The sequence below is a fragment of the Pseudomonas sp. SLFW genome (assembly GCF_009905615.1).
Classification (GTDB): Bacteria; Pseudomonadota; Gammaproteobacteria; order Pseudomonadales; family Pseudomonadaceae; genus Aquipseudomonas; species Aquipseudomonas bambusae.
The window spans coordinates 48,389-70,830 of the sequence record NZ_JAAAKW010000002.1; the positions used below are offsets into that span (position 1 = coordinate 48,389).

21 protein-coding genes are annotated in these 22,442 nt (G+C 59.5%); 12 read left to right on the top strand and 9 right to left on the bottom strand.

Annotated features, from left to right (window positions below):
- Positions 1–72: 72 nt before the first annotated feature.
- The 4 genes from GVN17_RS03575 to GVN17_RS29575 form a co-directional block, all read right to left on the bottom strand.
- Positions 73–786 carry a PA5502 family lipoprotein gene (locus GVN17_RS03575; protein WP_166593868.1) on the bottom strand — a complete coding sequence of 238 codons (714 nt, stop codon included), beginning with the start codon at positions 784–786 and terminating at the stop codon, positions 73–75.
- 157 nt (positions 787–943) lie between these two features.
- Positions 944–1,726: a zinc ABC transporter permease subunit ZnuB gene (gene znuB, locus GVN17_RS03580; protein WP_166593869.1), complete on the bottom strand. Its 783-nt coding sequence runs from the start codon at positions 1,724–1,726 to the stop codon at positions 944–946.
- Positions 1,719–2,528 (bottom strand): zinc ABC transporter ATP-binding protein ZnuC, encoded by an 810-nt coding sequence (gene znuC / locus GVN17_RS03585; RefSeq protein ID WP_166593870.1) that lies wholly within the window; start codon positions 2,526–2,528, stop codon positions 1,719–1,721. The genes znuB and znuC overlap by 8 nt, the downstream gene beginning before the upstream one ends.
- On the bottom strand, positions 2,528–3,010 hold the full coding sequence (locus GVN17_RS29575; protein WP_166593871.1) for a Fur family transcriptional regulator: 483 nt from the start codon (positions 3,008–3,010) through the stop codon (positions 2,528–2,530). The genes znuC and GVN17_RS29575 overlap by 1 nt, the downstream gene beginning before the upstream one ends.
- Before the next feature lie 66 nt (positions 3,011–3,076).
- Between GVN17_RS29575 and znuA the strand changes: the two genes are divergently transcribed.
- Positions 3,077–4,003 carry a zinc ABC transporter substrate-binding protein ZnuA gene (gene znuA, locus GVN17_RS03595; protein WP_166593872.1) on the top strand — a complete coding sequence of 309 codons (927 nt, stop codon included), beginning with the start codon at positions 3,077–3,079 and terminating at the stop codon, positions 4,001–4,003.
- Positions 4,004–4,164: 161 nt separating this feature from the next.
- Here znuA and GVN17_RS03600 read toward each other — a convergent pair whose 3' ends face one another.
- Positions 4,165–5,115 carry a homoserine kinase gene (locus GVN17_RS03600; protein WP_166593873.1) on the bottom strand — a complete coding sequence of 317 codons (951 nt, stop codon included), beginning with the start codon at positions 5,113–5,115 and terminating at the stop codon, positions 4,165–4,167.
- 34 nt (positions 5,116–5,149) lie between these two features.
- Positions 5,150–5,440, bottom strand: coding sequence for a DUF2782 domain-containing protein (locus tag GVN17_RS03605; RefSeq protein WP_166593874.1), 291 nt, complete (start codon positions 5,438–5,440; stop codon positions 5,150–5,152).
- A gap of 74 nt (positions 5,441–5,514) precedes the next feature.
- Between GVN17_RS03605 and polA the strand changes: the two genes are divergently transcribed.
- On the top strand, positions 5,515–8,280 hold the full coding sequence (polA, locus tag GVN17_RS03610) for a DNA polymerase I (protein WP_166593875.1): 2,766 nt from the start codon (positions 5,515–5,517) through the stop codon (positions 8,278–8,280).
- A gap of 324 nt (positions 8,281–8,604) precedes the next feature.
- Here polA and yihA read toward each other — a convergent pair whose 3' ends face one another.
- The gene (gene yihA, locus GVN17_RS03615; RefSeq protein ID WP_062386430.1) at positions 8,605–9,240 is read right to left on the bottom strand and encodes a ribosome biogenesis GTP-binding protein YihA/YsxC; all 636 of its coding nucleotides are present in this window, start codon (positions 9,238–9,240) and stop codon (positions 8,605–8,607) included.
- 174 nt (positions 9,241–9,414) lie between these two features.
- On the opposite strand from yihA, the gene GVN17_RS03620 reads away from it, so the two are divergent.
- From GVN17_RS03620 to GVN17_RS03645, 6 genes are all read left to right on the top strand, one after another.
- A complete protein-coding gene (locus GVN17_RS03620; RefSeq protein WP_166593876.1) occupies positions 9,415–10,032 on the top strand; it encodes a cytochrome c in 618 nt (205 codons plus the stop codon).
- A 202-nt stretch (positions 10,033–10,234) separates the two neighbouring features.
- Positions 10,235–10,873, top strand: coding sequence for a thiol:disulfide interchange protein DsbA/DsbL (locus tag GVN17_RS03625; RefSeq protein ID WP_166593877.1), 639 nt, complete (start codon positions 10,235–10,237; stop codon positions 10,871–10,873).
- Positions 10,874–10,879: 6 nt separating this feature from the next.
- Entirely contained in the window at positions 10,880–11,761 is an 882-nt protein-coding gene (locus GVN17_RS03630; RefSeq protein ID WP_371928481.1) for an endonuclease/exonuclease/phosphatase family protein, read from the top strand.
- Positions 11,758–13,941, top strand: a complete 2,184-nt coding sequence (locus GVN17_RS03635) for a GGDEF domain-containing protein (protein ID WP_166593879.1) — start codon at positions 11,758–11,760, stop codon at positions 13,939–13,941. Before GVN17_RS03630 ends, GVN17_RS03635 begins: the two co-directional genes overlap by 4 nt.
- 97 nt (positions 13,942–14,038) lie before the next feature.
- Positions 14,039–14,815, top strand: coding sequence for an N-acetylmuramoyl-L-alanine amidase (locus tag GVN17_RS03640; protein ID WP_166593880.1), 777 nt, complete (start codon positions 14,039–14,041; stop codon positions 14,813–14,815).
- An 81-nt stretch (positions 14,816–14,896) separates the two neighbouring features.
- Positions 14,897–16,516 carry an EAL domain-containing protein gene (locus GVN17_RS03645; RefSeq protein ID WP_166593881.1) on the top strand — a complete coding sequence of 540 codons (1,620 nt, stop codon included), beginning with the start codon at positions 14,897–14,899 and terminating at the stop codon, positions 16,514–16,516.
- A 180-nt stretch (positions 16,517–16,696) separates the two neighbouring features.
- Here the strand turns inward: GVN17_RS03645 and GVN17_RS03650 are convergent, their stop codons facing one another.
- Positions 16,697–18,484, bottom strand: coding sequence for a KinB sensor domain-containing domain (locus tag GVN17_RS03650; RefSeq protein WP_166593882.1), 1,788 nt, complete (start codon positions 18,482–18,484; stop codon positions 16,697–16,699).
- A 10-nt stretch (positions 18,485–18,494) separates the two neighbouring features.
- Positions 18,495–19,841: a sigma-54-dependent response regulator transcription factor AlgB gene (gene algB, locus GVN17_RS03655; RefSeq protein WP_166593883.1), complete on the bottom strand. Its 1,347-nt coding sequence runs from the start codon at positions 19,839–19,841 to the stop codon at positions 18,495–18,497.
- A gap of 261 nt (positions 19,842–20,102) precedes the next feature.
- Between algB and GVN17_RS03660 the strand changes: the two genes are divergently transcribed.
- From GVN17_RS03660 to GVN17_RS03675, 4 genes are all read left to right on the top strand, one after another.
- Positions 20,103–20,954 (top strand): BON domain-containing protein, encoded by an 852-nt coding sequence (locus GVN17_RS03660; RefSeq protein ID WP_166593884.1) that lies wholly within the window; start codon positions 20,103–20,105, stop codon positions 20,952–20,954.
- 291 nt (positions 20,955–21,245) lie between these two features.
- Positions 21,246–21,533, top strand: a complete 288-nt coding sequence (locus GVN17_RS03665; protein WP_166593885.1) for a hypothetical protein — start codon at positions 21,246–21,248, stop codon at positions 21,531–21,533.
- An 88-nt stretch (positions 21,534–21,621) separates the two neighbouring features.
- Positions 21,622–21,786: a DUF1328 domain-containing protein gene (locus GVN17_RS03670; protein ID WP_025257796.1), complete on the top strand. Its 165-nt coding sequence runs from the start codon at positions 21,622–21,624 to the stop codon at positions 21,784–21,786.
- A 5-nt stretch (positions 21,787–21,791) separates the two neighbouring features.
- Entirely contained in the window at positions 21,792–22,259 is a 468-nt protein-coding gene (locus GVN17_RS03675; RefSeq protein ID WP_166593886.1) for an inhibitor of vertebrate lysozyme family protein, read from the top strand.
- Positions 22,260–22,442 lie beyond the last annotated feature (183 nt).

Genomic DNA, 22,442 nt, shown 5'->3' on the forward strand with positions numbered 1-22,442 from the left:
TTGCGAATAAAAAAGGCGTTGCCTGCGAGGGCAACGCCTTTCTTTTGATCCTCTCGCTTGGTCAAAAAGCGATCAGAGCTTCGCAGGTTTCAAAATGATCTGCGCAGGCTGGGTCTTCTCGATCTCACGCTGGATCTGCAATTCGAAATCCGGGTTGATCTTCGCCACGCGCTTGGTCAACAGCGATGCCAGCCATGGGTAATCATCGGTTCGAGGCACCTGGACCGTCACGTCACAGTTGAACGCAGTCACATCGGCGGCGATGTCGTTAAGTTGGCGACGCAGCTGCTTCGAATCGGTGATTTTCAGCGCAATGGTCGTGCTTTCAACGGTCGGGTCGATGATTTTGGCGCTGCGTTTGGCTTCGGCAGCACGCAGCTCAGCTTCGGCTTTCTCCAGCTCGGCTTTGCGCGCATTGGCGATGGCGCCGTTGACGCCGCTGGTCAGCGCCGGGGCCTTCGGCATCAGCGCGCGGGCGCGGCTCAGGGCGGTGGCGGCAGCGTTGACATCGCCTTTCTGCAAGACGATCTGGCTGCGGCTCAGATAAGCCTCGGCCAATTGACGTTGATACTGCTCAAGACGCGGATCATCGGCATTCTTGCTTTGCAGAGCGGCGAGCTGATCTTCAGCGGTGGCCAATTCGCTGCTGGCGATGTTCTGTTCCAACTGTTGATAGGCGTCGGGCGCCGCGACGGGCGCGGGCTGCTCGACAGGCTTGCTCTGACAAGCGGCCAACAGAATGGAAAATGCAGCAAGCAGCAGATAACGGGATGCGAACGGCTTCATTCCTGCGATTCTCTATTTGCGCAAAAAACGAGCAAGTCTACACATAAGTGACTTGCACCGAAAATAACAGATCACCATCGGCGGCGCTGAACCGAATCATTGCACATTGCCGCCATTCAATGATTGCGGAGTATGACTCGACTTTCGGAACAAGGTTCTACCGCTTGGGCAAAAGGAAGCTGAGCAGGAACAGCGCAGCGGCGCAAACCACGATCGAGGGGCCTGCGGGGGTATCCTTGAACCACGACAGCGCCAGTCCGCCGCAGACTGCCAGAACACCGATCACGCTGGCACCGAGGGCCATTTGCTCCGGTGAGCGGGCGTGACGTTGTGCCGCAGCAGCGGGGATGATCAGCAGCGAGGTGATCAGCAACACACCGACGATTTTCATCGCCACAGCGATCACCACGGCAATCAACAACATCAGCGTCATGCGCAGCGCGGCGACAGGCAGGCCCTCGACGGTCGCCAGTTCTTCATGCACAGTAATCGCCAGCAGTGGGCGCCACAGCGCGCAAATCAACACCAGCACGGCCGCGCTACCGCCGAGAATCCAGGCCAGGTCGGTGGGGCTGATCGCCAGCAGATCGCCAAACAAATAGCCCATCAAGTCGATGCGGACTTCGCGCATGAAACTCAGCACCACAAGCCCAAGAGATAGCGTACTAGGCGCGAGAATCCCCAGCAGGGTGTCAGAGGCTAGGGGCTGACGCTGTTGCAGCGTGACCAGCAGAATCGCGAGCAGCAGGCAGCCCACGGTCACAGCGATGGTCGGGCTGATGTCCAGCAGAAACCCCAGCGCGACGCCGAGCAGGGCGGCGTGGGACAGGGTATCGCCGAAATAGGCCATGCGCCGCCAGACCACAAACGAACCCAAGGGGCCTGCAACTACGGCCAGCGCGAGGCCTGCGAGCAAGGCGTAGAGAAGAAAATCAGCCATGCTTGCAGCTGTCCTCGTGGTCATGGTTGTGGGCGTGTGGATGGGTGTGATCGTGTGCGGGCTCGGCGGGCTGGCAGACTTCGCCGTGCAGGTCGTGAGCGTGGTCGTGATGGTGGTGATAAATCGCCAGGCTCGGCGCGTTCTGGCCGAACAGCTCAACGAACGCCGGATCGTTGCTGACTTGCTCGGGATGGCCGGAGCAGCAGACATGGCGATTGAGGCAGACCACCTGATCGGTCGTGCTCATCACCAGGTGCAGATCGTGGGACACCATCAGCACGCCGCATTTGTGACGATTGCGCAATTGCGTGATCAGCGCATACAGCTCAGCCTGTCCGGCCACATCCACGCCCTGCACGGGTTCATCGAGGACCAGCAGTTCGGGCTCACGCAGCAACGCACGGGCCAGCAGGACCCGCTGCATCTCGCCGCCGGAAATGCCCTGCAACGGGCTGTCGATGACTTTTTCGGCGCCGACTTCCACCAACGCGGCGAGTGCGGTGCTGCGATCAACCCCCGGCACCAGACGCAGAAAACGCAGAACCGAGAGCGGCAGCGTCGCATCCACGTGCAATTTTTGCGGCATGTAGCCCACACGCAGCTTTGGCTTGCGCCAGACATCGCCCGCGTCCGGCTTGAGCAATCCGAGGACGGCGCGCACCAGCGTGGTTTTGCCCGCGCCGTTGGGGCCGATCAGGGTCACAATCTCGCCGGAGCTGACGCTCAATTGAATGTTGTCGAGCACGTTCTGGCCCGAGCGGGTGACGCTGACGCCTTGGAGACGGATCAGTGCGTCGCTCATCAAGCGGCCTTGCAGCCAGCACACACCCCAACGATTTCGACGGTCTGGGTTTCAACATCGAAGCCGACTTCGTTGGCGGCGCTGACGATGGCTGAGCTGATGGCGCCGTGCTGCAATTCGATGGCGGCGTGGCAGGCGCGACAGATCAGGAACTGGCCCTGATGCGCGTGCGTCGGATGGTTGCAGCCCGCGAAGGCGTTGAGCGATGCGATGCGATGCACCAAGCCGTTTTCCAGCAGGAAATCCAGCGCACGGTAAACCGTCGGCGGCGCGGCACGACGGCCGTCTTCCTCGCTCAGGACGGCCAGGATGTCGTACGCGCCCAATGGCTTATGGCTTTGCCAGACCAGTTCCAGCACGCGACGACGCAAAGCGGTCAGGCGCAGGCCTTTGCCGGTGCAGAGCGCATCGGCTTCAGTGAGGGCGCTGTGCACGCAGTGAGAATGATCGTGGGGGCGACTGGCCAGCGGTGTTTTAGACATGGGCGGCGACGGCTTTTGTGAGAGACGTTATTATGTTACCCGTTCCTGCCCCCATGAGTGGTCATCGTGTCCCGACTTTTTTTACTTTTTGTCGTTTTTATCACCGGTTTTTCCGCCATTGCCCCCGCCCAGGCCGACGTTCGAGTGCTGACCAGCATCAAGCCGCTACAGCTGATTGCAGCAGCGGTGCAGGACGGAATCGCTGTACCGGAAGTGTTGCTGCCACCGGGGGCTTCGCCACATAACTACGCGCTGCGCCCTTCCGACGTACGGCGCGTGCAAGAGGTCGATCTGCTCTATTGGATCGGCCCTGACATGGAGACTTTCCTGCCTCGCGTGCTGGCGGGCCGCACCAAAGCGTCGGTGCCGGTTCAGTCGTTGCCAGGCATGCACCTGCGGACGTTCACCGCCAGTGCCGAGCATCACGATGATGATGGCGATGACGACGAGCACGATCATGATCACCGCCCTGGCAGCGTCGATGCGCACCTGTGGCTCTCGACCGTCAATGCGCGGGTGATCGCCGCGAAGATGGCCGCCGACTTGAGTCAGATCGATCCCACCAACGCCGCTCGCTATGACAGCAACGTCAAAGCTTTTGACGCGCAGATGGACGCACTGGACGCGAAGATCAAACAGCGCGTGGCGGGCATCTCCGACAAGAAATATTTCGTGTTCCATGAGGCGTTCGATTATTTCGAAGAGGCTTATGGCTTGAAGCATGCCGGTGTGTTTGCGGTCAGCCACGAAGTCCAACCCGGCGCCCAGCACGTCGCGGCCATGCGTGCGCGGCTGGCCGAATACGGCAAGACCTGCGTGTTCAGCGAACCGCCCCTGCGTCCGAAACTGGCCGACACCCTCAGCGCCGGATTACCGGTGAAATTGGCAGAATTGGATGGTTTGGGCGGTTACACGCCAGCGACAGCCCACGGATATGAGCAGTTGTTGAGCAAGCTGGCGGATGATCTGGTGGGGTGTCTGGAGAGCCTTTAGCGCCTGATGAACCTGATGCGCGTTCCGACAATGAAACGCGATTCCCCTGTGGGCGAATTCATTCGCGAGAGGCCGGTACATTCGCAACAAATGTGTCGGCTGGGAGATGGCATCGCGAATGAATTCGCTCCCACAGGTGATCGGAGTTTGCAGGTCAGTTGTTACAGGGCAAACGGCAGCGGAATGTGCGTTACCTGACGCTGTTCCAGACGCTTGCGGAATTCGCCGGGGTCATGGATCAGCACGTCCTGCCCGGCAAAGCTCTCGGCCGCGATCAAACGGGACAGCCAGAACCGCACGCAACCCACGCGCAACATCGTCGACCACAGTTCAGCCTCAGCCGCTGTGAACGGGCGCAGTGCCGCATAAGCGCCCAGCAAGGCACGGGCTCGTGGCGCATCGATCTTGCCGTCCTCGAACGAACACCAGTCATTCACTGCAATCGCCACGTCGTACAGCATCGGCGCCGAACAGGCGTTGTAAAAGTCGATCACGCCGGTCAGGTGTGTGCCTTCGAACAGCGTGTTGTCGCGGAACAGGTCGGCGTGCACGTTGGCCCGTGGCAGGGCCATGATCTTCGCCTGTTCGCGGGCGATTTCTTCCACTGACGCTTTCAGTAGCGCTCCTTCGGCTTCATTCAGGTGCGAGATGAAGTTGCCACCCTCTTTCAGCATCCAGTCCAGGCCGCGATCGGTGCGGCGCTCGATGGTCTTCTCGCGGGTCGCCAGGTGCATGTGCGCCAACAGTTCGCCGATCTGCACGCAATGCTGGGTGTTTGGATTGGTCGGATGCTTGCCTGACAGGCGCGGTTGCAGCAGCGCCGGTTTGCCTTTCAGCTCACGCAATGCCTGGCCGTCAGTGGTACGCAGCGCGTACGGGACCGGCAGGTTGGCGTCATGCAGCACGTCCAGCAGTTCGATGAAAAACGGCATCTCCTGCACCGGGCCGCGCTCGACCAACGTCAGCACGAACTCGCCCTGTTCCATGCTGATGAAGAAGTTGGTGTTTTCACTTCCGGCGGCAATGCCCTGGAAATCACGCAGTTGGCCGAGCCCGTACGGGGCGAGAAAAGCTTCCAGCTCGGGCCGAGCCAGGGGGGTAAAAACGGACATATGAACACTGCCAGCAAAAAGTGAATGTAGGGCGTTACCAGCTGAATAATACCCATTGGGGAATCAGCATGTCCGGTTGATCCGAACGAATGAATTGACCGCTCGTGCCGTCGGCGCGCACCAGATAATACGGCTTGCCGTGTTTCGGCGTAATTTTCACCGCGTAGACGAAGCCGTTTGCCTTGTATTCCTGAACGAAATTGTCGCCATCTTTCTGGATCGTGACGTCAGGTTCAGCCGACGGAGCCTCGTCTTCGGCCGCCACCGCGATCAGCGGACAGGCAACCAGGAGAGCGACCAGTAACAAGCGAATTTGTGTACGCATGATAACCTTGCTCCTTTGTCGTCAACGGTCCTCGCATTCTAGCGCCGACCCCGCCGAAAAGGTTGATCCCTCACATGAGTCAAGCGCCTCTCGTCCTGGTGGACGGTTCTTCTTACCTGTACCGCGCCTTCCATGCGCTGCCGCCACTCACCACGTCCAAAGGCCTGCCCACCGGTGCAGTCAAGGGCGTGCTGAACATGCTCAAGAGCCTGCGCAAACAGTATCCAGACAGCCCGTTTGCCGTGGTTTTCGACGCCAAGGGCGGCACGTTCCGTGACGAGATGTTTGCCGAATACAAGGCCAATCGTCCAAGCATGCCCGACGACATGCGCGTGCAAATCGACTTCCTGCACAACTGCGTGCGTGGCTTGGGCTATCCATTGCTGTGCGTCGAAGGCGTCGAAGCTGACGACGTGATTGGCACGCTCGCGCGCAGCAGTGCGGCGGCTGATCGTCCGGTGATCATCTCCACCGGCGACAAGGACATGGCGCAGCTGGTGGACGGGCACATTACGCTGGTCAACACCATGACCGGTAGCGTGCTGGACGTGGCTGGCGTGAAGGAGAAATTTGGCGTCGGTCCTGAGCACATCATCGACTATCTGGCCTTGATGGGCGACAAAGTCGACAACATTCCCGGCGTTCCCGGCGTAGGCGAAAAGACCGCTGCTGGTCTGCTGGTGGGTATCAACGGCGGCCTCAAAGAGCTTTACGAGAATCTCGACAAGGTGCCGACGCTGGCGATTCGCGGCGCGAAGTCTTTGCCTGCCAAACTTGAAGAGCACAAGGAGATGGCCTTTCTGTCCTATCAACTGGCGACCATCAAGATCGATGTGCCGCTGGACATCGAACTGGATGCCCTGCACTGCGGCGAGCCGGATCGAGAGGCGCTGCTGGCGCTGTATACCGAGCTGGAGTTCAAGAGCTGGATCAATGACCTGCAACGGGACGCCAAGCAGGAAGGCACCGAAATCGCTACACCTGAAGAGCCTGCCCCGGTCATCGAAGCCAAATACGAACTGATTCTGGAACAGACCCAGTTCGACGACTGGCTGAAAAAGCTCAAGGCCGCCAAGCTGTTTGCCTTTGTCGTGCAGAGCAACGGCACCGACGCCCAGCGCGCACAGATCGTCGGCCTGTCGTTCGCCATCAAAACCCACGAAGCCTGCTACATCCCGCTGACCCACTCCTACATGGGCGTGCCGCAGCAACTGGATCGCGATGCGGTGCTCAACGCCGTCAAGCCGATGCTCGAAGACGCGAGCAAGGTCAAAGTCGGTCAGCACGCCAAATTCGCGATTAACCTGCTGGCAAACTGCGCCATTGGTGGCGATCAGGCCCAAGGCATCCATGTGCAGGGCGTGAAATTCGACACCATGCTCGAATCCTACGTGCTGGACTCGACCGCCACCCGCCACGACCGCGACAGCCTGGTCGCGAAATACCTGGACCACACGCCGGTCAATTTCCAGGACATCGCGGGCAAAGGCGTCAAACAGCTGAGTTTCGACCAGATTGCCTTGGAGCAGGCAGGCATCTACGCCGCTGAAGAAGTGGACCTGACCCTGCGCCTGCACGAAGTCTTGCAAGAAAAGCTGGCGAAGACGCCAACGCTGGCCCCGGTGTTGAACGACATCGAGATGCCGCTGATGCCGGTGCTGGCGCGCATCGAGCGTCAGGGCGCGTATGTCGATGCCAAACTGCTGGGGATTCAGAGCGTCGAGCTCGGCAACAAGATGACCGAGCTGGAGCGTGAGGCGTTTGCCATCGCGGGCGAAGAATTCAACCTCGGCTCGCCAAAGCAACTGGGGGTGATTCTTTACGAAAAACTCGGCATGCCGATCATCAGCAAGACCGCCACCGGCCAGCCTTCGACGGCGGAAGCGGTGTTGGCAGAACTGGCCGAGCAGGAATTCCCGCTGCCCAAGGTGCTGATGCAGTACCGCTCGATGAGCAAGTTGAAAAGCACCTACACCGACCGCCTGCCGGAGCAGATCAACCCGCGCACCGGCCGCGTTCACACTTCTTATCATCAGGCCGTGGCGGTGACCGGGCGTCTGTCGTCCAGCGATCCGAACCTGCAAAACATCCCGATCCGCACTGCCGAAGGCCGCCGGATTCGTCAGGCGTTCGTCGCGCCCAAAGGCTACAAGCTGCTGGCGGCGGACTATTCGCAGATTGAGCTGCGAATCATGGCGCACCTGGCGAAAGACGAAGGCCTGTTGCACGCCTTCCGCAACGATCTGGACGTGCACCGCGCCACGGCCGGTGAAGTGTTTGGCGTTGAACTGGCCGATGTCACCAACGACATGCGCCGCAGTGCCAAGGCGATCAACTTCGGCCTGATCTACGGCATGAGCGCATTTGGTCTGGCCAAGCAGATAGGCGTGGATCGTAAGCAATCTCAGGCGTACGTCGACCGTTACTTCGCGCGCTATCCGGGCGTGCTCGATTACATGGAGCGCACTCGTACCCAGGCCGCCGAGCAAGGCTTCGTCGAGACTATCTTCGGCCGTCGCCTGTACCTGCCGGACATCAACGCGAAAAACCAGGCCCTGCGCAAAGGCGCCGAACGCATGGCGATCAACGCACCTATGCAAGGCACGGCGGCGGACATCATCAAACGCGCCATGGTCGCTGTGAATGGCTGGCTGGAGTCGTCAGAGCTGGATGCACGGGTCATCCTGCAGGTTCACGACGAATTGGTGCTGGAAGTGCGCGAGGAGCTGGTCGAGCAGATCAGCCAGGACATCCGCGTGCACATGAGCGGCGCCGCAGAGCTGGACGTGCCTTTGCTGGTGGAAGTGGGTGTTGGCAACAACTGGGATGAGGCGCATTGAGCCAAACCTGAAGACATCTGTTGTAGGAGCGCGCTTGCCCGCGATGGCGTTCGTCCAGCCCCAATAGGTTGAATGACACAGCCCAATCGCGGGCAAGCGCGCTCCTACAGGTCACCAATTCCCAACGGCCAACAGAAAATTTCCGCGGTTTTTGAACTTCTTCGTCCATACCCCGGTCAGAGGTTGCGAATGGCTGACGTAGCCATTCATGCTCCTATGTTGTGTTAAGTGTTGGCAGATATCCGGACTTTTCCCTAAAGGTCTGGACTTAGACCCCGAACTTCCCCTCCCCATATGAAGTCCGGGGTTTTTTTTGCCTGCGATTCAGGCCGCAGGTGCTTTGTCTTCCAGCTCCATCCAGTCGGCGAGGACGGTGTACGCCTCTTCCAGCCCCATGCGTTTGGGGGCCGAAAACAGCTGAATGGTCACAGCGTCGCCCCAACCTTTGCGGATCTCCGACTGCACTTTGAGCAGCGTGTTCTTCGCCGCGCCGAAAGTCAGCTTGTCGGCCTTGGTCAGCAGAATGTGCATCGGCATGCCGCTGGCGATGGCCCAGTCGAGCATCAACAGGTCGAAATCCGTCATCGGGTGGCGGATGTCCATCATCAGGATCAGACCTTTCAAGCTTTCCCGGCTGCCCAGATACGCTTCCAGGTGACGTTGCCAGTGTTGCTTGAGCGGAATCGGCACCTTTGCGTAACCGTAACCCGGCAGGTCGACCAGGCGGCGATCGTCGTCCAGACTGAAGAAGTTCAGCAGTTGCGTACGACCGGGCGTTTTCGAGGTGCGGGCCAGGCTGGCGTGGGTCAGGGTGTTCAGCGCGCTGGATTTACCGGCGTTGGAGCGACCGGCGAAGGCCACTTCGAAACCTTCGTCATCGGGGCATTGGTCGACTTTGGCGGCGCTGAGCATGAACTTGGCTTGTTGGCACAGGCCGAGGATCGGGTTCTTGAGTTGCATGGGATATCCGGTGAGGCGTTGCGGCGAGGGTGCGGCAACGTGTGTCATTTTCCGTTCGATGGGCGCAAGTATATATTGCCGCAGATTTTGTGTGTGCTTGTCCCGTCCACAGGGTGAAGTTCGCAGAAGTCGGACTAACCTTACATCAACAACAAAAATGAGTTGGATCAGCCGATGAACAAGCTATTGGTGAGTCTGCTCCTGCTGCTGGGCATTACCGGCGCAGCGCGAGCCGCTGATGTGGTCGTGGGAGACCCCGCCGCTGGCCAGGCGAAAACCGCTGTGTGTGGTGCCTGTCATGGCCCGGATGGTAACAGCATGGCTCCCAATTTTCCGAAACTGGCCGGACAGGGCCAGCGCTATCTGCTCAAACAACTGCACGAAATAAAAGACGGCAAGCGCACCGTGCTGGAAATGACCGGGATGCTGAACGCCCTCAATGATCAGGACCTGGCGGACATCGCCGCTTATTTCTCCGGCCAGAAAGGCAGCGTCGGCGCGGCGGACGCCAACCTGGTGGCGCGGGGCGAATCACTGTTTCGCGGCGGCAAGATTGATCAGGGGATGCCCGCGTGTACCGGTTGTCATTCACCCAACGGCGCTGGTAATGCGGCGGCAGGCTTTCCGCATCTGGGTGGGCAACATGCGGACTACGTGAAAAAGCAGCTGACGGCCTTCCGCGAAGGTGACCGCACGAACGATGGCGACACCATGGTCATGCGCACCATTGCATCCAAACTGAGCAACAAGGATATCGACGCGTTGGCGGCCTACATACAGGGTCTTCATTAAGTCTGGATTAACGCTAAAGCCTTGATTCAGGGCCATTCGACGGCCGGAAAACGTCGTTCACGTTTATCGTGCAGACGGGCTAAAAAGGGTAGCGAACGGCTGCCCTTTTTTGTGCGCGCAAGCGTTACACTTGCGAACTCACATCACCCCGCCCGGTCCAACTGCGGCCATCGTGGTGACTTTTCATGCCCAGGAGTTAAGCATGCGTAATCTGATTCTCAGCGCCGCTCTGGTGTTCACCAGTCTGTTCGGTCTGACCGCTCAAGCGGCAGAGCCGATCGAAGCTGGCAAGCAATATGTCCAGCTGAGCAGCGCCGTTCCGGTCGCCGAGCCAGGCAAGATCGAAGTCGTTGAAATGTTCTGGTATGGCTGCCCACACTGCTACGCGTTCGAGCCGACCATCAATCCATGGGTTGAAAAGCTCCCGGCTGACGTTCACTTCATCCGCATCCCGGCGATGTTCGGCGGCCCATGGGATGCCCACGGCCAACTGTTCATCACGCTGGACACCATGGGTGTAGAGCACAAGATTCACACTGCTGTGTTCGATGCCATCCAGAAAGGCGGCAAGCGTCTGACCGACCCGAACGACATGGCTGACTTCGTCGCCACTCAAGGTGTCGATAAGCAGAAATTCCTCGAAACCTACAACTCGTTCGCGGTTAAGGGCAAGATCGCTCAATACAAGGACCTGGCCAAGAAGTACGAAATCACTGGCGTCCCTACCATGATCGTCAACGGCAAATACCGTTTCGACCTGGGCACGGCCGGTGGTGCTGAGCAAGCGCTGGATGTGGCCGATCAGTTGATCGCCAAAGAACGCGCAACGCTTGCCAAGTAAGCGCCGATCATGACGCGCTGGGGTACTGAACGCACCGTTGCCCGGCATATCCCCAAGGTCAACGAGCGACACCTGCAAGAAACCGGATTGCCTGCCGATGGCCGGCTCCGGTTGCTCAGCTTCAATATTCAGGTGGGCATCAGTACCGAGCGCTATCGGCATTACCTGACCCGTGGCTGGCAGCATTTGCTGCCCCACACCGGTCGGGCTGGAAACCTGCAAAAGATCGGCAACCTGCTGAACGACTATGATCTGGTCGCGTTGCAGGAAGTCGATGGCGGCAGCCTAAGGTCAGGCTACGTCAATCAAGTCGAACACCTCGCCCAGCTCGGATCATTCCCGTACTGGCACCAGCAGCTTAACCGTAACCTCGGACGTTTCGCCCAGCACAGCAATGGCGTGCTGAGTCGTCTGCGCCCGTGGGACATCGAAGATCATCCGTTGCCCGGCCCCTCGGGTCGCGGCGCGATTCTGGTCCGCTTCGGTGAAGGTGAAGACGCGTTGGTGGTGGTCGTCATGCACCTCGCACTCGGGGCGCGCACCCGAACCCGGCAACTGGCGTACATCCGCGAGCTGATCGGTGGCTACAAGCATCAGGTGCTGATGGGTGATATGAACACCCACGCAGCGGACCTTTTGGAAACCTCCCCCCTGCGCGATCTGGGCCTGCTTGCGCCTCAGATCGAAGCCACATTTCCCAGCTGGCGCCCGCAGCGCTGTCTGGACCACATCCTTCTCAGCCCGACCCTGACGCTTGAAAAAGTGCAGGTGCTGGCTCAGCCCATTTCCGATCATCTGCCGGTTGCGGTGGAGATTCGCTTGCCGGCCTCATTAATCGGTGACTCCCTGCCGATAACAAGCACATCTCCCCGTGAGCCCTCGGAATGAGCGACGAAGCCCAACGCTGGAAAGAAAAATACCTCAAGAGCATCGAGCAACAGGACAAGCTCGAAAAGCGCTGGAATGCCCGTCTCGACCTGCTGCGGCGTGGTCTCGTGCGCAGCAGCCTGGCGGCTGAAGGCGCTGACAAGGCAGTCGATCAGTGCATGAAAGAAATGCGCGAAATTGTGCGCAGAGACGACATGGACGCCGGATTGGCGGCACTGATTCCACGGCTCGAAAAGGCGGTGCTGGATTCCGAACAGCGCCGCGAACAGCGTATCGAGCAAATGGGCACCGCGCTGACCTCGTTGGTCACTCAATTGCAGTCTTTGCCTCTGCCTCGCGAAGTCGCCAAGCCACTCAAACGCTTTGCCAAGAACCTCGAAGACCGCGTCAATCAAGCCCGTGAGTTGCCATTGCTGCTGAGTGAGCTCAGCGGTTTGCAAGGCCAGGCATTGTCGCAGGTCGAACACCCGGAAGGCGCGAGCCGGCCAGGCTTCTTGCAGCGCTTGTTCGGTAATCGTGATTCGGCAGCCGACGGCACTGACGCCTCGCTCCCGCCTGATCACCCCGTTGCCGAGGCGCCCAAGCCGATTGCGCCGGTTGCGCCGGTCAAGACTCACAATGATGACGACGATGACGAGGTGCCTGCCGCGCCGGTCGCGCAAACGGCGCAGTGGACTAACGAAGCCCCTCCCGCCGAGCTTCCAGCCATGGTTGAGCGTCCTGTCTCGCGCGCCGATGCTGCTGCGCCAGTCGAGGCCCCCGAGACGGTGGCGATGGCCCCGTCCCACGAGGTCAAGCCTGCCCCTGAACCTCGGTCGATCGAGCAACTGGAGAGCGAAGTTCCTATCGCCGAGGCAGCCCCATCGCCCGTGGCAGTGGTCGAGTCGCCTGCGGTCGTCGAGCCCGAGCCTGCGGATGTGGTCAGTGAAGTGCCGCTGAGCGACGAAAACAAGACGGGCGAAGAGACGTCCAGCGAAGAACAAGCCATTGAAGCTGCCGAGGCTGAGCGGGTGGAAGACGAGGTCGCTCAGGAAGCGATCGATGACCGTGCCAATGAAGAACAGGCCGACGAAGACGAGGCCGATGAGACTGAAGAGGAGGGTCCTTATGCGCTGCCGTCCTCTCCAGAGCCTAGCTACAGCTCTGTCGCCGCGCACATTGAAGAGACATTGCTGGGTCTTCTCAACGATCTGACCCTGCCCGAGCACCACCGGCCCCAGGCCGAAGCCATGCGCGTCAGGCTTGAGCATGGGCTGAACTGGTACGAACTGCTGCCGATCCTCGATGACCTTGCCGTGCTGATGCTGGCCATCACCGACAGCGGCCAGCACGAATTCGAGCTTTATCTCAAACAACTGAACGAGCGTCTGGAGTCATTCCAGGCGAATCTGCAAGCGGCCAGCGACGATCACGCAGGGCAGCAGACCGCCTCCCGCGAAATGAGTGATCAGTTGCGCGAGCATGTCGGTGATTTGCAGAGCAGTGTGCAGGAAGCGGCTGATCTCACCAGCCTGAAAACGATTCTGGAAACCCGGCTGGAAGATTTGCTGGGCACCATGGACGCGCATCAGCAGCAACGCGATGAGCGCGAGCAGGAAGTCGCATCGCGGTTGCAGTCCCTCGCCAGCCGCGTGGCGACCATGGAGCAGGAAGCGGTTGGCTTCCGTGCGCACCTTGAAGAGCAGCGGCAAAAAGCCCTGATCGATACGCTGACAGGGTTGCCCAACCGTGCCGCCTGGAATGAGCGCCTGGAGCACGAAGTCGCTCAATTGCAGAAGCGGCGCTCCAACTTGCTGCTCGGCATTCTCGATCTGGACCATTTCAAGCGCATCAACGACGGCTACGGTCATCTGGCGGGCGACAAGGTGTTGAAGATCGTCGCCGCACAGCTGAAGAAGCGTTTGCGGTCCTCGGATTTCATCGCCCGTTTTGGCGGTGAAGAGTTCGTGGTGCTGCTTCCTGACACTCAGTTGCCCGATGGCGTGGCGCTGCTGGAGCGACTGCGAGAAGCCGTCGAGCAATGCCCGTTTCACTTCAAAGGCGAGCCGGTGACAATCACGGTCTCGATGGGCGTCACCCTCTTCAAACCGGGTGAACGCAGTGATCTGGTGCTTAAACGGGCAGACGAGGCCCTGTACCGGGCCAAGGACAGCGGTCGGAATCGCATCGAGCAAGGGTGAGACAGCACGCGTTCAGTTTCGGCCTATCGCAACTTTGGGCGCCGCGCTGGCATTACGTTACACTGTTGCATTACTTGCCTCAGTGTTCTGCCTTTTTATGAAGTCTTATTGCGTACTTTTCCTCGCCCTGCTGCTGACAGCTTGCTCCAGCGGACCGAAGCTGGACACCAGCCATCCTTCGGCAAATTTCGACAGCCGCGCCCAGTTCGTGGTGGTCCATTACACCTCTGCCTCTCTGGATCGATCCCTCGCGTTGCTGACCCATGGCGAAGTCAGCGCTCACTACCTGATCGGCGATGGCCCTGCCACGACCTACAAACTGGTGGATGAAAGTCAGCGCGCCTGGCATGCCGGGGAAAGCGAATGGGACGGCCGCACCTGGCTCAATTCCAGCAGCATCGGTATCGAGATCGTCAATCCGGGCTATCGCGACACACCGACCGGGCGCCTGTGGTACCCATACAGCGAAGCGCAGATTCAAGCGCTGATCGTGCTGCTGAAAGACATCGTCAAACGCAACAAGATCGAACCCCGTCATGTGATCGGCCACAGTGACATTGCGCCCTTACGCAAACTTGATCCGGGGCCGTTGTTCCCGTGGAAGCGTTTGGCTCAGGAAGGGCTTGGCATCTGGCCGGACGAGCAGCAGGTTGCCCAACAGCAGGCGCAGATGACTGGCGTGGTGCCGAGCGTCACCTGGTTCCAGCAACAATTGGCGATGCTGGGTTATCCGACCCCGCAAACGGGCGAGTGGGATATTGCGACGCGCCACGTGCTGGGGGCGTTCCAGATGCACTATCGACCGCAGAAATTTGACGGCGAGCCGGACCTGCAAAGCGCGGCGATCCTGCAGGTATTGAATTCAAAGCACTAAATTTTTCTTAGGGCCGCTTTTTAACGGGCTATTTCTGCGCTTGTTGCTATACCTCATGGGTATTCCACTGGATATTGGCCGATGTTCACGGCTTCACCGCAGTTGCGCTCAGTCTTCTACCGCCCTTCGCTCCTGGCTTTGCTGGCAGCGTTGTTGAGTGCGGTCGTGCTGCTGGCGGGCAGTTTCGGGCTGGCGATGCATCAGGCCAAGCAGGAAGAAAGCGCGCAGATGAATGCTCAGGGCGAGCGTTTTCTGGTGCGTCTGGAGCAGCTTTTCGACCAGCTCCGCGCTGGCCTTGATCAGCTCGAAGCCCAGCCCTTGCGTGGTTGCAGTCCGGAAATGGTCGAGCAATTGCGTCAGGTAAACTCGCGCTACCGCTTCATTTATGAAGTCGCGTACGTCAGTGAGGCTCAAACCTGTTCCAGTTGGACGCGCGAGAGCATGATCGGCAAGCCCCGAGCACCGGACATTCGCGGCCCCATCTACGATTACTGGCTCAACACCTCGACTCAACCGGACGATAACCTCGCCTCGCTGATGCTGGGCAGGGGTGATTTTCGCGTATCAACGTCACGCGGCCATTTGACCGACGTGGTCGATCTGCCTGCAGGCGGGAGCCTGGTTGTGGTGCTCAATCAGGGTAAAAAAGCCGTCCCGGTGCTCGGGCCGCCCCAAGCGTGGCCGCCTACGCCCGACTGGTCGCCAACGACCATCGAGACATTGATCACCACTCAGGACAAGTTGGTCTACCGGATGCCCACGCAGAGCCCGGAATACCAGTTGGTCCTGATCACGCCGCGTAACGGCTTGCAACAGAAAATCACCGGCGCCTGGTGGCTGCTGGTTCCCGCCAGCGTGTTGGTCTCGTTGTGCATCGGGATTCTGGTGTTGCAGCTCGTTCGGCAACGCCAGTCGCTGGGTGGGGAATTGCACGGTGCGCTCCGTCGGGGCGAGTTGAAGGTTCTGTACCAACCCATCTTCGACCTGAATACCCGCTTGTGCGTGGGCGCTGAGGCACTGGTGCGTTGGCGACGACCTGACGGCACGCTAACCAGCCCCGACCTCTTCATTCCGCTGGCCGAAAACACCGGGCAGATTCGTCAGATCACTGATTTCGTGTTGCAGCAGTTGCTTGAGCAGCTCGGGCAACTGCTGCGCGCCAATCCGCATTTGTACGTGTCGGTAAACCTAGCAGCCTGCGATGTGATGGCACCTCGGATTGGTCGAGTGACTGCAAAGCTGCTGGCGCTGCATCGCGTTGCAGCCCGGCAGATTGCGTTTGAAGTGACCGAGCGGGGGTTAGTGGACGTGGTGGTCGCACGCAATCACCTGCAAGCGTTGCGTGACCGCGGGCATCAGGTGCTGATCGACGACTTCGGGACGGGGTATTGCAGCCTGGCGTACTTGCAAACCTTGCCGGTGGATTGTTTGAAGATCGACAAGGCCTTCATTGATGCCCTTGGTCATGACGCCGCCAGTAGCGGCGTTGCTCCACACATCATCCGCATGGCCCACGCCCTACAATTGAAAGTGATCGCCGAGGGTATCGAATTCGAATCCCAAGCCCTGTTACTCAAGAGCGAAGGCGTGATCTACGGCCAAGGCTGGCTCTTCGCCCGGCCTCTGACAGCAGCCAAATTCACCGAACTGGTGACCGGTGGGCGGCGCAATGCCGGACGCAGGGCCGATGATGTGGCGTGATGGGTTTAGTGGTTACGAAGTCAGCACTGGCCCTCTGTAGGAGCGAATTCATTCGCGAGAGGCGGGTGCATCCAACAGACATCTTTCGTCTGTACCACCGCATCGCGAATGAATTCGCTCCCACATGGGGCAGTGTTTATTCTGCGAGGGTTAAGCAGCGTCCAGGCTTGCGAACGATGCCTACAACGGCAACGCCATATAAAACTGCGTGCCTTGCCCCGGCCGTGAGTACACGCCCATGCGTCCGCCGTGGAGTTGGACGATTTCCTTGCACAGCGCCAGTCCCAGTCCCGCGCCACCTTTCTTGCGCCCGACCTGCACGAACGGTTCGAATATCCGGGCCTGCTGGCCGTAGGCGATGCCCTCGCCGTTGTCTTCGACGCTGATGATCAGCCGCTCCCCGTGTCGACGCGCCTGGAGCCGGATGAGCCCGGATTGCGGCGTGTGGCGCAGGGCATTGTCGAGGAGGTTGTCCAATACGCGGTCCAACTGGACCTTGTCGGCCTGCAGACGTGGCAAGGGTTCCTGCATTTCCAGCAGGACCATTACGTCCTGTTCCTGCGCGGTTTCGGCAAAGCGCTGACGCGCCTCAGTGAGCAGGTCATTAACATCACAGGGCGCCAGCGCGAGTTTTTGCAGGCCATTCTGGTAGCGCGAGAAATTCAGCAGGTCGTTGATCAGCTGCATCAGCCGCTGCATCTCTTCATTGACGGTCTTCAGCAAGTCCGTTTCCCGGGAATCGGGGGCGAAGTGCACGCGCTCCTGCAACAGCCCGAACGCCATGTGCATGCCGGTCACCGGGGTGCGCAATTCGTGGGAGGCGCGAAGCACGAATTCGCTGCGCACCCGTTCGAAGGCCCGCTGCTCCGTCACATCGTGCAACACCATCACCGCCCCGAGGATGTGGCCTTTGGTGTGGCTGACAGGGGTCAGGCTGTAGGTCAGCAGGCGGGTTTCGCCGTCGACCTCGATAGACAAGTCTTCCGGCGCTCGCTCCAGCGTTCCGCCGCGCAGCACCAGATACAACTGCTCATCCAGTTCCGGACGCTGCAACGCTTCACCCAGTCCTTGGCCCAAACGTCCCTCTTCCCAACCCAGCTGCCGCTGCGCGACTGGGTTCAGGTGTTCGAGGCGGCCTTGGCGGTCGATCATCAACAGCCCGTCGTCGATGCTGTCGAGGACCGCTTGCAGCCGCTGCTGACCGGCGAGCAGCTCATCCACGTTGGTGACCTGATGCTGGCGCAGGGCCTCGGCCATGATGCCGAAGCGACGCGTCAGCAAATTCATCTCGGCAGAGGATGAAATGGGCAGCAGCACTTCAAAGTTGCCTTGGCCAATGTTGTCCGCCGCCTTGGCCAACGCCTCGATAGGGGCGCCAAAACGGCGGGCGATGCCGTGGGCCGTGACGAAACCGATGGCGAGCACCGCCAACCCGACCAGCCCTAATAAAGCAGCCACCCACAGCGCGCGAGTTCGCGAGGCGCTTTCAGCCTGGCTGATGTTTTCCAGCGCCTGACGATGGGCGTCGAGCAAGCCATTGCGTAGCGCGTTGAAGGCCGTGGTGACCGTCTTGTCGTCATTCAGTGCATCGGCAGAGTCGCCCGCTTCTTCCAGCGACTTGAGGAATCGCTCGTAATCCACCCGCGCTTTCTCGAAACCGCTGTGGATGTTGGTCTGCTGATCGTGATCGATGCCTTGATCGAGCAAATCCTGGAACTGCGCCTGATTCTGCTTGAGCGCCGCTTGATCGGGACGGTCCTTGAGCAGCATCACCAACTGATCGCCCAGGTTCTGGCGCAGTTTGAGGCCGATATCGAGCGTGATGAAGTTGTGGTGGATCAAATCCTCCTGGGACTTGGCCATCTGCATGACGCTGACCAGACCTAGTATCAGCCCCAGCAACGCAACGGTCATCAGCGCCGAAATGCTGAGGAACAGTCGGGTGCGCAACTTCATCGCGAACTTCATGGGCGCCCTGTCACAAGTTGTACTGCTTGCGTTTGCGGTACAACGTCGAGGCGTCGATGCCCAGCGTGCGCGCAGCCTGATCGAGGGTATCGCTGGTGGCCAGCACGGCGCCGATGTGCGCCTTTTCCAGTTCGTCCAGACTCAACGCAGCGCCCACACGTGGTGCATTGTTGGTCGGTTGTTCACCCATGCCCAAGTGAGTGATTTCGACCTTCTCTTGCGGACAGATAATGCTGGCCCGCTCGATCACGTTACGCAGTTCGCGAATGTTGCCCGGCCAGCGGTAATTCACCAGCGCGCTCCGGGCTTCTTCACTGAAACCACGGGCAGGGCGACCGTATTCCTTGACGAAACGGGCCAAAAAGCGGTCCGCCAGCGTCAGGATGTCCTCGCCGCGCTCACGCAACGGCGGCAGGTGCAGCGTGATCACGTTCAAGCGATACAGCAGGTCCTCGCGGAAACGGCCTTCGCGAACCATGTCTTCCAGATTCAGGTTGGTGGCCGCAAGGATGCGCACGTCGGCACGGCGGGTAACAGGGTCGCCTACGCGCTCGTACTCTTTGTCCTGAATGAAACGCAGCAGTTTGGGCTGCAATGTCAGTGGGAAATCGCCGATTTCGTCGAGGAACAATGTACCGCCGTCTGCCTGATTGACCCGGCCCAGTGTGCTTTCGCTCGCCCCGGTGAAGGCGCCGCGGCTGTGACCGAACAGCTCGCTTTCCATCAGCTCGGCGGTGAGCGACGGACAGTTGATGGTCACGCAGGCTTTTTTCGCCCGTTTGCTCCAGCCGTGAATCGCCCGCGCCAGCTCGCCTTTACCGGTTCCGGATTCGCCGAGGATCAGGATGTTGGCGTCGGTGTTCGCCACTTGGCGAGCTGTTTCCAGAATCGCCATCATCGACGGGCTGTGGGAATCCAGACCGTCCTTGGGTTTGCGCACTTCGCCTTCCAGCGCTTCCAGACGCGCCGACAACTGACGCACCTCCAATTGTTTGGCGGTCGCCAGACGCAACTGATCAGGGCTGCACGGTTTCACGAGATAATCCGCCGCACCGGCCTGGATGGCGTCCACCGCAGTGTCCACCGCCGAATGTGCGGTCACGATGACCACGCGCATCCACGGCGCCTGAATGCGCATCTGCGCCAACACGTCGAGACCATTGTCTTCACCCAGACGCAGGTCCAGAAAGCACACGTCGAACACTTGACGTTGCAACAGCGCCTCGGCCTGGGCCGCACTGTTGGCGGTGGCGACGCTGTAGCCTTCATCTTCCAGGCAATAGCGGAAGGTGCGAAGGATGGCGGATTCATCATCCACAAGCAGAATACGGCCCTGATTCTCAGTGGCTGCTTCCATTTTTCCTACGCTCCTAAATGAATGATCATGGTTAGTCCCGGAAAAATCGGGCAAGTTGCATGGTTCATTCTGATTGATTCAATGCGATGCCGGGTAGTTATCTGGCGAAATTTCAGACAACAGATTGATCTACGTCCTACAGCGTCGACTCTCTGTCTGGTGCAGGGATCGTGATCTGCATCGCCATCCTCGGGTGTAGAACGTCTGGGCGAATGGAAAGTCTCTCCAGTAGCACCTTTTGGAACTGTCTGGAGAATTGCCATGCACCCGTTCAAGAAAATCGCCTTGGCTGTGGCCACCACCGGCTGGCTCGCGGCGATGCCGGTCGCGCACGCCGCGCAAGGCGATGTGCAAACGCAACTGGCGGAAGCACGTCAGGAAGGCTCGATATGGACGGCCTTCGCACTCAATCGCCATTTGAGCCCGTTCAACATCGGCGTGAAGGTCGAGCAAGGCACGGCCATTCTGACCGGCAAGGTGGAGAACGAGGTGGACAAGGAGTTGGCGACGCAAATCGCCGGCGACACGCAAGGCATCAACAAGGTCGACAATCAGCTGCAGATCGATCCGGGGGTCGCAGCGGAGCCCGGCACCAAAGCCAACATGGCACAGCGCTTCGACGACGCCACGCTGACCGCGACGATCAAATCCAAGCTGTTGTGGAACAGCGTCACAGAAGGACTGAACATCGATGTCGCGTCCGCCAAGGGCGTGGTGACGCTGAAGGGCCAGGCAAAAGATGCCGAGGCCAAGCAACTGGCGGGCAGCCTGGCGAGCAACACTGACGGTGTGACGGAAGTGAATAACCTCATCAGCGTCAGCGCACGCGACACCCAAGCCATCAAAGAGCAGAGCGAAGCGCAGGCCAACAGCGTGCGTGAAGAGTTCAGCGACGCGTGGATCACCAGCAAGGTGAAGTCCAGCCTCATCTATAGCCGCAATCTCGATGGCCTGAATATAAAGGTGGAAACCAAAGGCGGCGTGGTGAGCCTGGATGGCGTGGTAGCCAACTACGCCGAGAAAGAGCTGGCCGTTGAAATTGCTCGCAACATTCGAGGGGTCAAAGGCGTGGATGCCGATACCTTACGGGTGATGACCCGCAGTGCCGGTTGATAGCCAGCCTCTCTAGAGCAGCATGTTTGTCGGCGGTGGCGTCCTTGACGCCTGCCGCAACCGGCCAGCCCGCCGCTAAAGGCCGCGACACTTTGCCCCACCTCTTCGTGCAATACGCACGATGTCAAATGTTCAATCGTGCAGCTTGCTCGTAGGAAGCTTCATCACATCATTGCTAAGCGACTGATTTATAAAGGCTTTATAGGATCAAAAAAGCTGGCACACAGGCTGCAATATCTCTAGCAACAAGGTCTGAACCGTCGACCGACAAGATTGCCTGGAGCCCACTGCATGAACACTCAACGCCTCGCCACTCTGCGTATCTCTCCACTGCACCTGCAGCAAGGTTTGTTCGCCAGCCTGGCGTTGATGATCACGCTGATCGCCGTTCAGCAGTTCGCACACTGGACCCAGAAACAGCAAGAGGTTGTCCAGATTCACCACACCTATAGCCATGCAGCGCCTTTCGCCAAAGCGAGCGCGCTCAAGGCCACTGATGTAGGCCTGAGTCTGCAACCGGTTGAAGACGCCGCTGCCGCCGTTGAGCAAGCGCCGCGTCAACAGAGTTGGGTTTTCTGACCAGCAATGGCGAAGACGCAATCTATGCCGAGGTTCTTATCCGATACCTCGCTGTAGCTGAAAATTAAAAACAGTAAGGAGAATCACCATGTTGAGCTGGGCTATCACATTTCTGATCATCGCTATCGTCGCTGCAGTTCTGGGCTTTGGTGGCATCGCAGGCACCGCCACGGGTATCGCCAAGATTCTCTTTATCGTGTTCCTGGTGATGTTCGTCGTGTCGTTCTTCTTCGGTCGTCGTGGTCGAGGCTAACCAGAATGATCCGCAAGCACTTCCATGCCATGACGCTGGCGCTCCTCACGAGCGCCAGCGCCATGGCGATGGCAGCAAACGATGGTCAGGCGCGGGTGAACGAGCTGTTGAGTTCTGACCCCGAATACCGCCAGACCTGGTCGAGCGTTGTGAAGAAAGAAGAACGATTGCCCGATTGGGTGATCAATCTGTCCGGCGCATCGGATCAGATGAATGCCGTGACTGAAGACGGTGACAAATACCTGGTAGGGCCTCTCTGCGAAACCCAGGACACGTGCACCCATAACCGGCTCATCGTAGCGTTCAGTCTCGACAAGTCGCACGCCTATGCCATGTTGGTCGAGGTCCCAGCGGGCCTGCCGGCGGATAAATCCCCGACGCGCCATGCTGAATACCGTTTCATCGGCAAGCCGGACGAGGGCATGCAAGGCCTTCTCAAAGAGCAGCTAAAGAAAGATCCAAACTGGTACTGATTCAAATGATGGAAGACCGAATGCCGTTGGGTCTTCCTGAAGCCGCGCAACCCGAGGAGGGCCTGCGCGTGACCAAGGGGCCGGGGCGCTCTGACCAATGGAGTGGTTGCAGCGCGCCAGGTGTACAGGGAGTACTCCCACTTGTGGGCCGGGTCAGGAAGCCGCACCGCAAGTCCATCGTCC

Bases quoted from the DNA above. Each gene is read 5' to 3' on its own strand.
- GVN17_RS03575 (WP_166593868.1), bottom strand. From the start codon at position 786: ATGAAGCCGTTCGCATCCCGTTATCTGCTGCTTGCTGCATTTTCCATT.
- znuB (WP_166593869.1), bottom strand. From the start codon at position 1,726: ATGGCTGATTTTCTTCTCTACGCCTTGCTCGCAGGCCTCGCGCTGGCC.
- znuC (WP_166593870.1), bottom strand. From the start codon at position 2,528: ATGAGCGACGCACTGATCCGTCTCCAAGGCGTCAGCGTCACCCGCTCG.
- GVN17_RS29575 (WP_166593871.1), bottom strand. From the start codon at position 3,010: ATGTCTAAAACACCGCTGGCCAGTCGCCCCCACGATCATTCTCACTGC.
- GVN17_RS03600 (WP_166593873.1), bottom strand. From the start codon at position 5,115: ATGTCCGTTTTTACCCCCCTGGCTCGGCCCGAGCTGGAAGCTTTTCTC.
- GVN17_RS03605 (WP_166593874.1), bottom strand. From the start codon at position 5,440: ATGCGTACACAAATTCGCTTGTTACTGGTCGCTCTCCTGGTTGCCTGT.
- polA (WP_166593875.1), top strand. From the start codon at position 5,515: ATGAGTCAAGCGCCTCTCGTCCTGGTGGACGGTTCTTCTTACCTGTAC.
- yihA (WP_062386430.1), bottom strand. From the start codon at position 9,240: ATGCAACTCAAGAACCCGATCCTCGGCCTGTGCCAACAAGCCAAGTTC.
- GVN17_RS03620 (WP_166593876.1), top strand. From the start codon at position 9,415: ATGAACAAGCTATTGGTGAGTCTGCTCCTGCTGCTGGGCATTACCGGC.
- GVN17_RS03625 (WP_166593877.1), top strand. From the start codon at position 10,235: ATGCGTAATCTGATTCTCAGCGCCGCTCTGGTGTTCACCAGTCTGTTC.
- GVN17_RS03635 (WP_166593879.1), top strand. From the start codon at position 11,758: ATGAGCGACGAAGCCCAACGCTGGAAAGAAAAATACCTCAAGAGCATC.
- GVN17_RS03640 (WP_166593880.1), top strand. From the start codon at position 14,039: ATGAAGTCTTATTGCGTACTTTTCCTCGCCCTGCTGCTGACAGCTTGC.
- GVN17_RS03645 (WP_166593881.1), top strand. From the start codon at position 14,897: ATGTTCACGGCTTCACCGCAGTTGCGCTCAGTCTTCTACCGCCCTTCG.
- GVN17_RS03650 (WP_166593882.1), bottom strand. From the start codon at position 18,484: ATGAAGTTCGCGATGAAGTTGCGCACCCGACTGTTCCTCAGCATTTCG.
- algB (WP_166593883.1), bottom strand. From the start codon at position 19,841: ATGGAAGCAGCCACTGAGAATCAGGGCCGTATTCTGCTTGTGGATGAT.
- GVN17_RS03660 (WP_166593884.1), top strand. From the start codon at position 20,103: ATGCACCCGTTCAAGAAAATCGCCTTGGCTGTGGCCACCACCGGCTGG.
- GVN17_RS03665 (WP_166593885.1), top strand. From the start codon at position 21,246: ATGAACACTCAACGCCTCGCCACTCTGCGTATCTCTCCACTGCACCTG.
- GVN17_RS03670 (WP_025257796.1), top strand. From the start codon at position 21,622: ATGTTGAGCTGGGCTATCACATTTCTGATCATCGCTATCGTCGCTGCA.
- GVN17_RS03675 (WP_166593886.1), top strand. From the start codon at position 21,792: ATGATCCGCAAGCACTTCCATGCCATGACGCTGGCGCTCCTCACGAGC.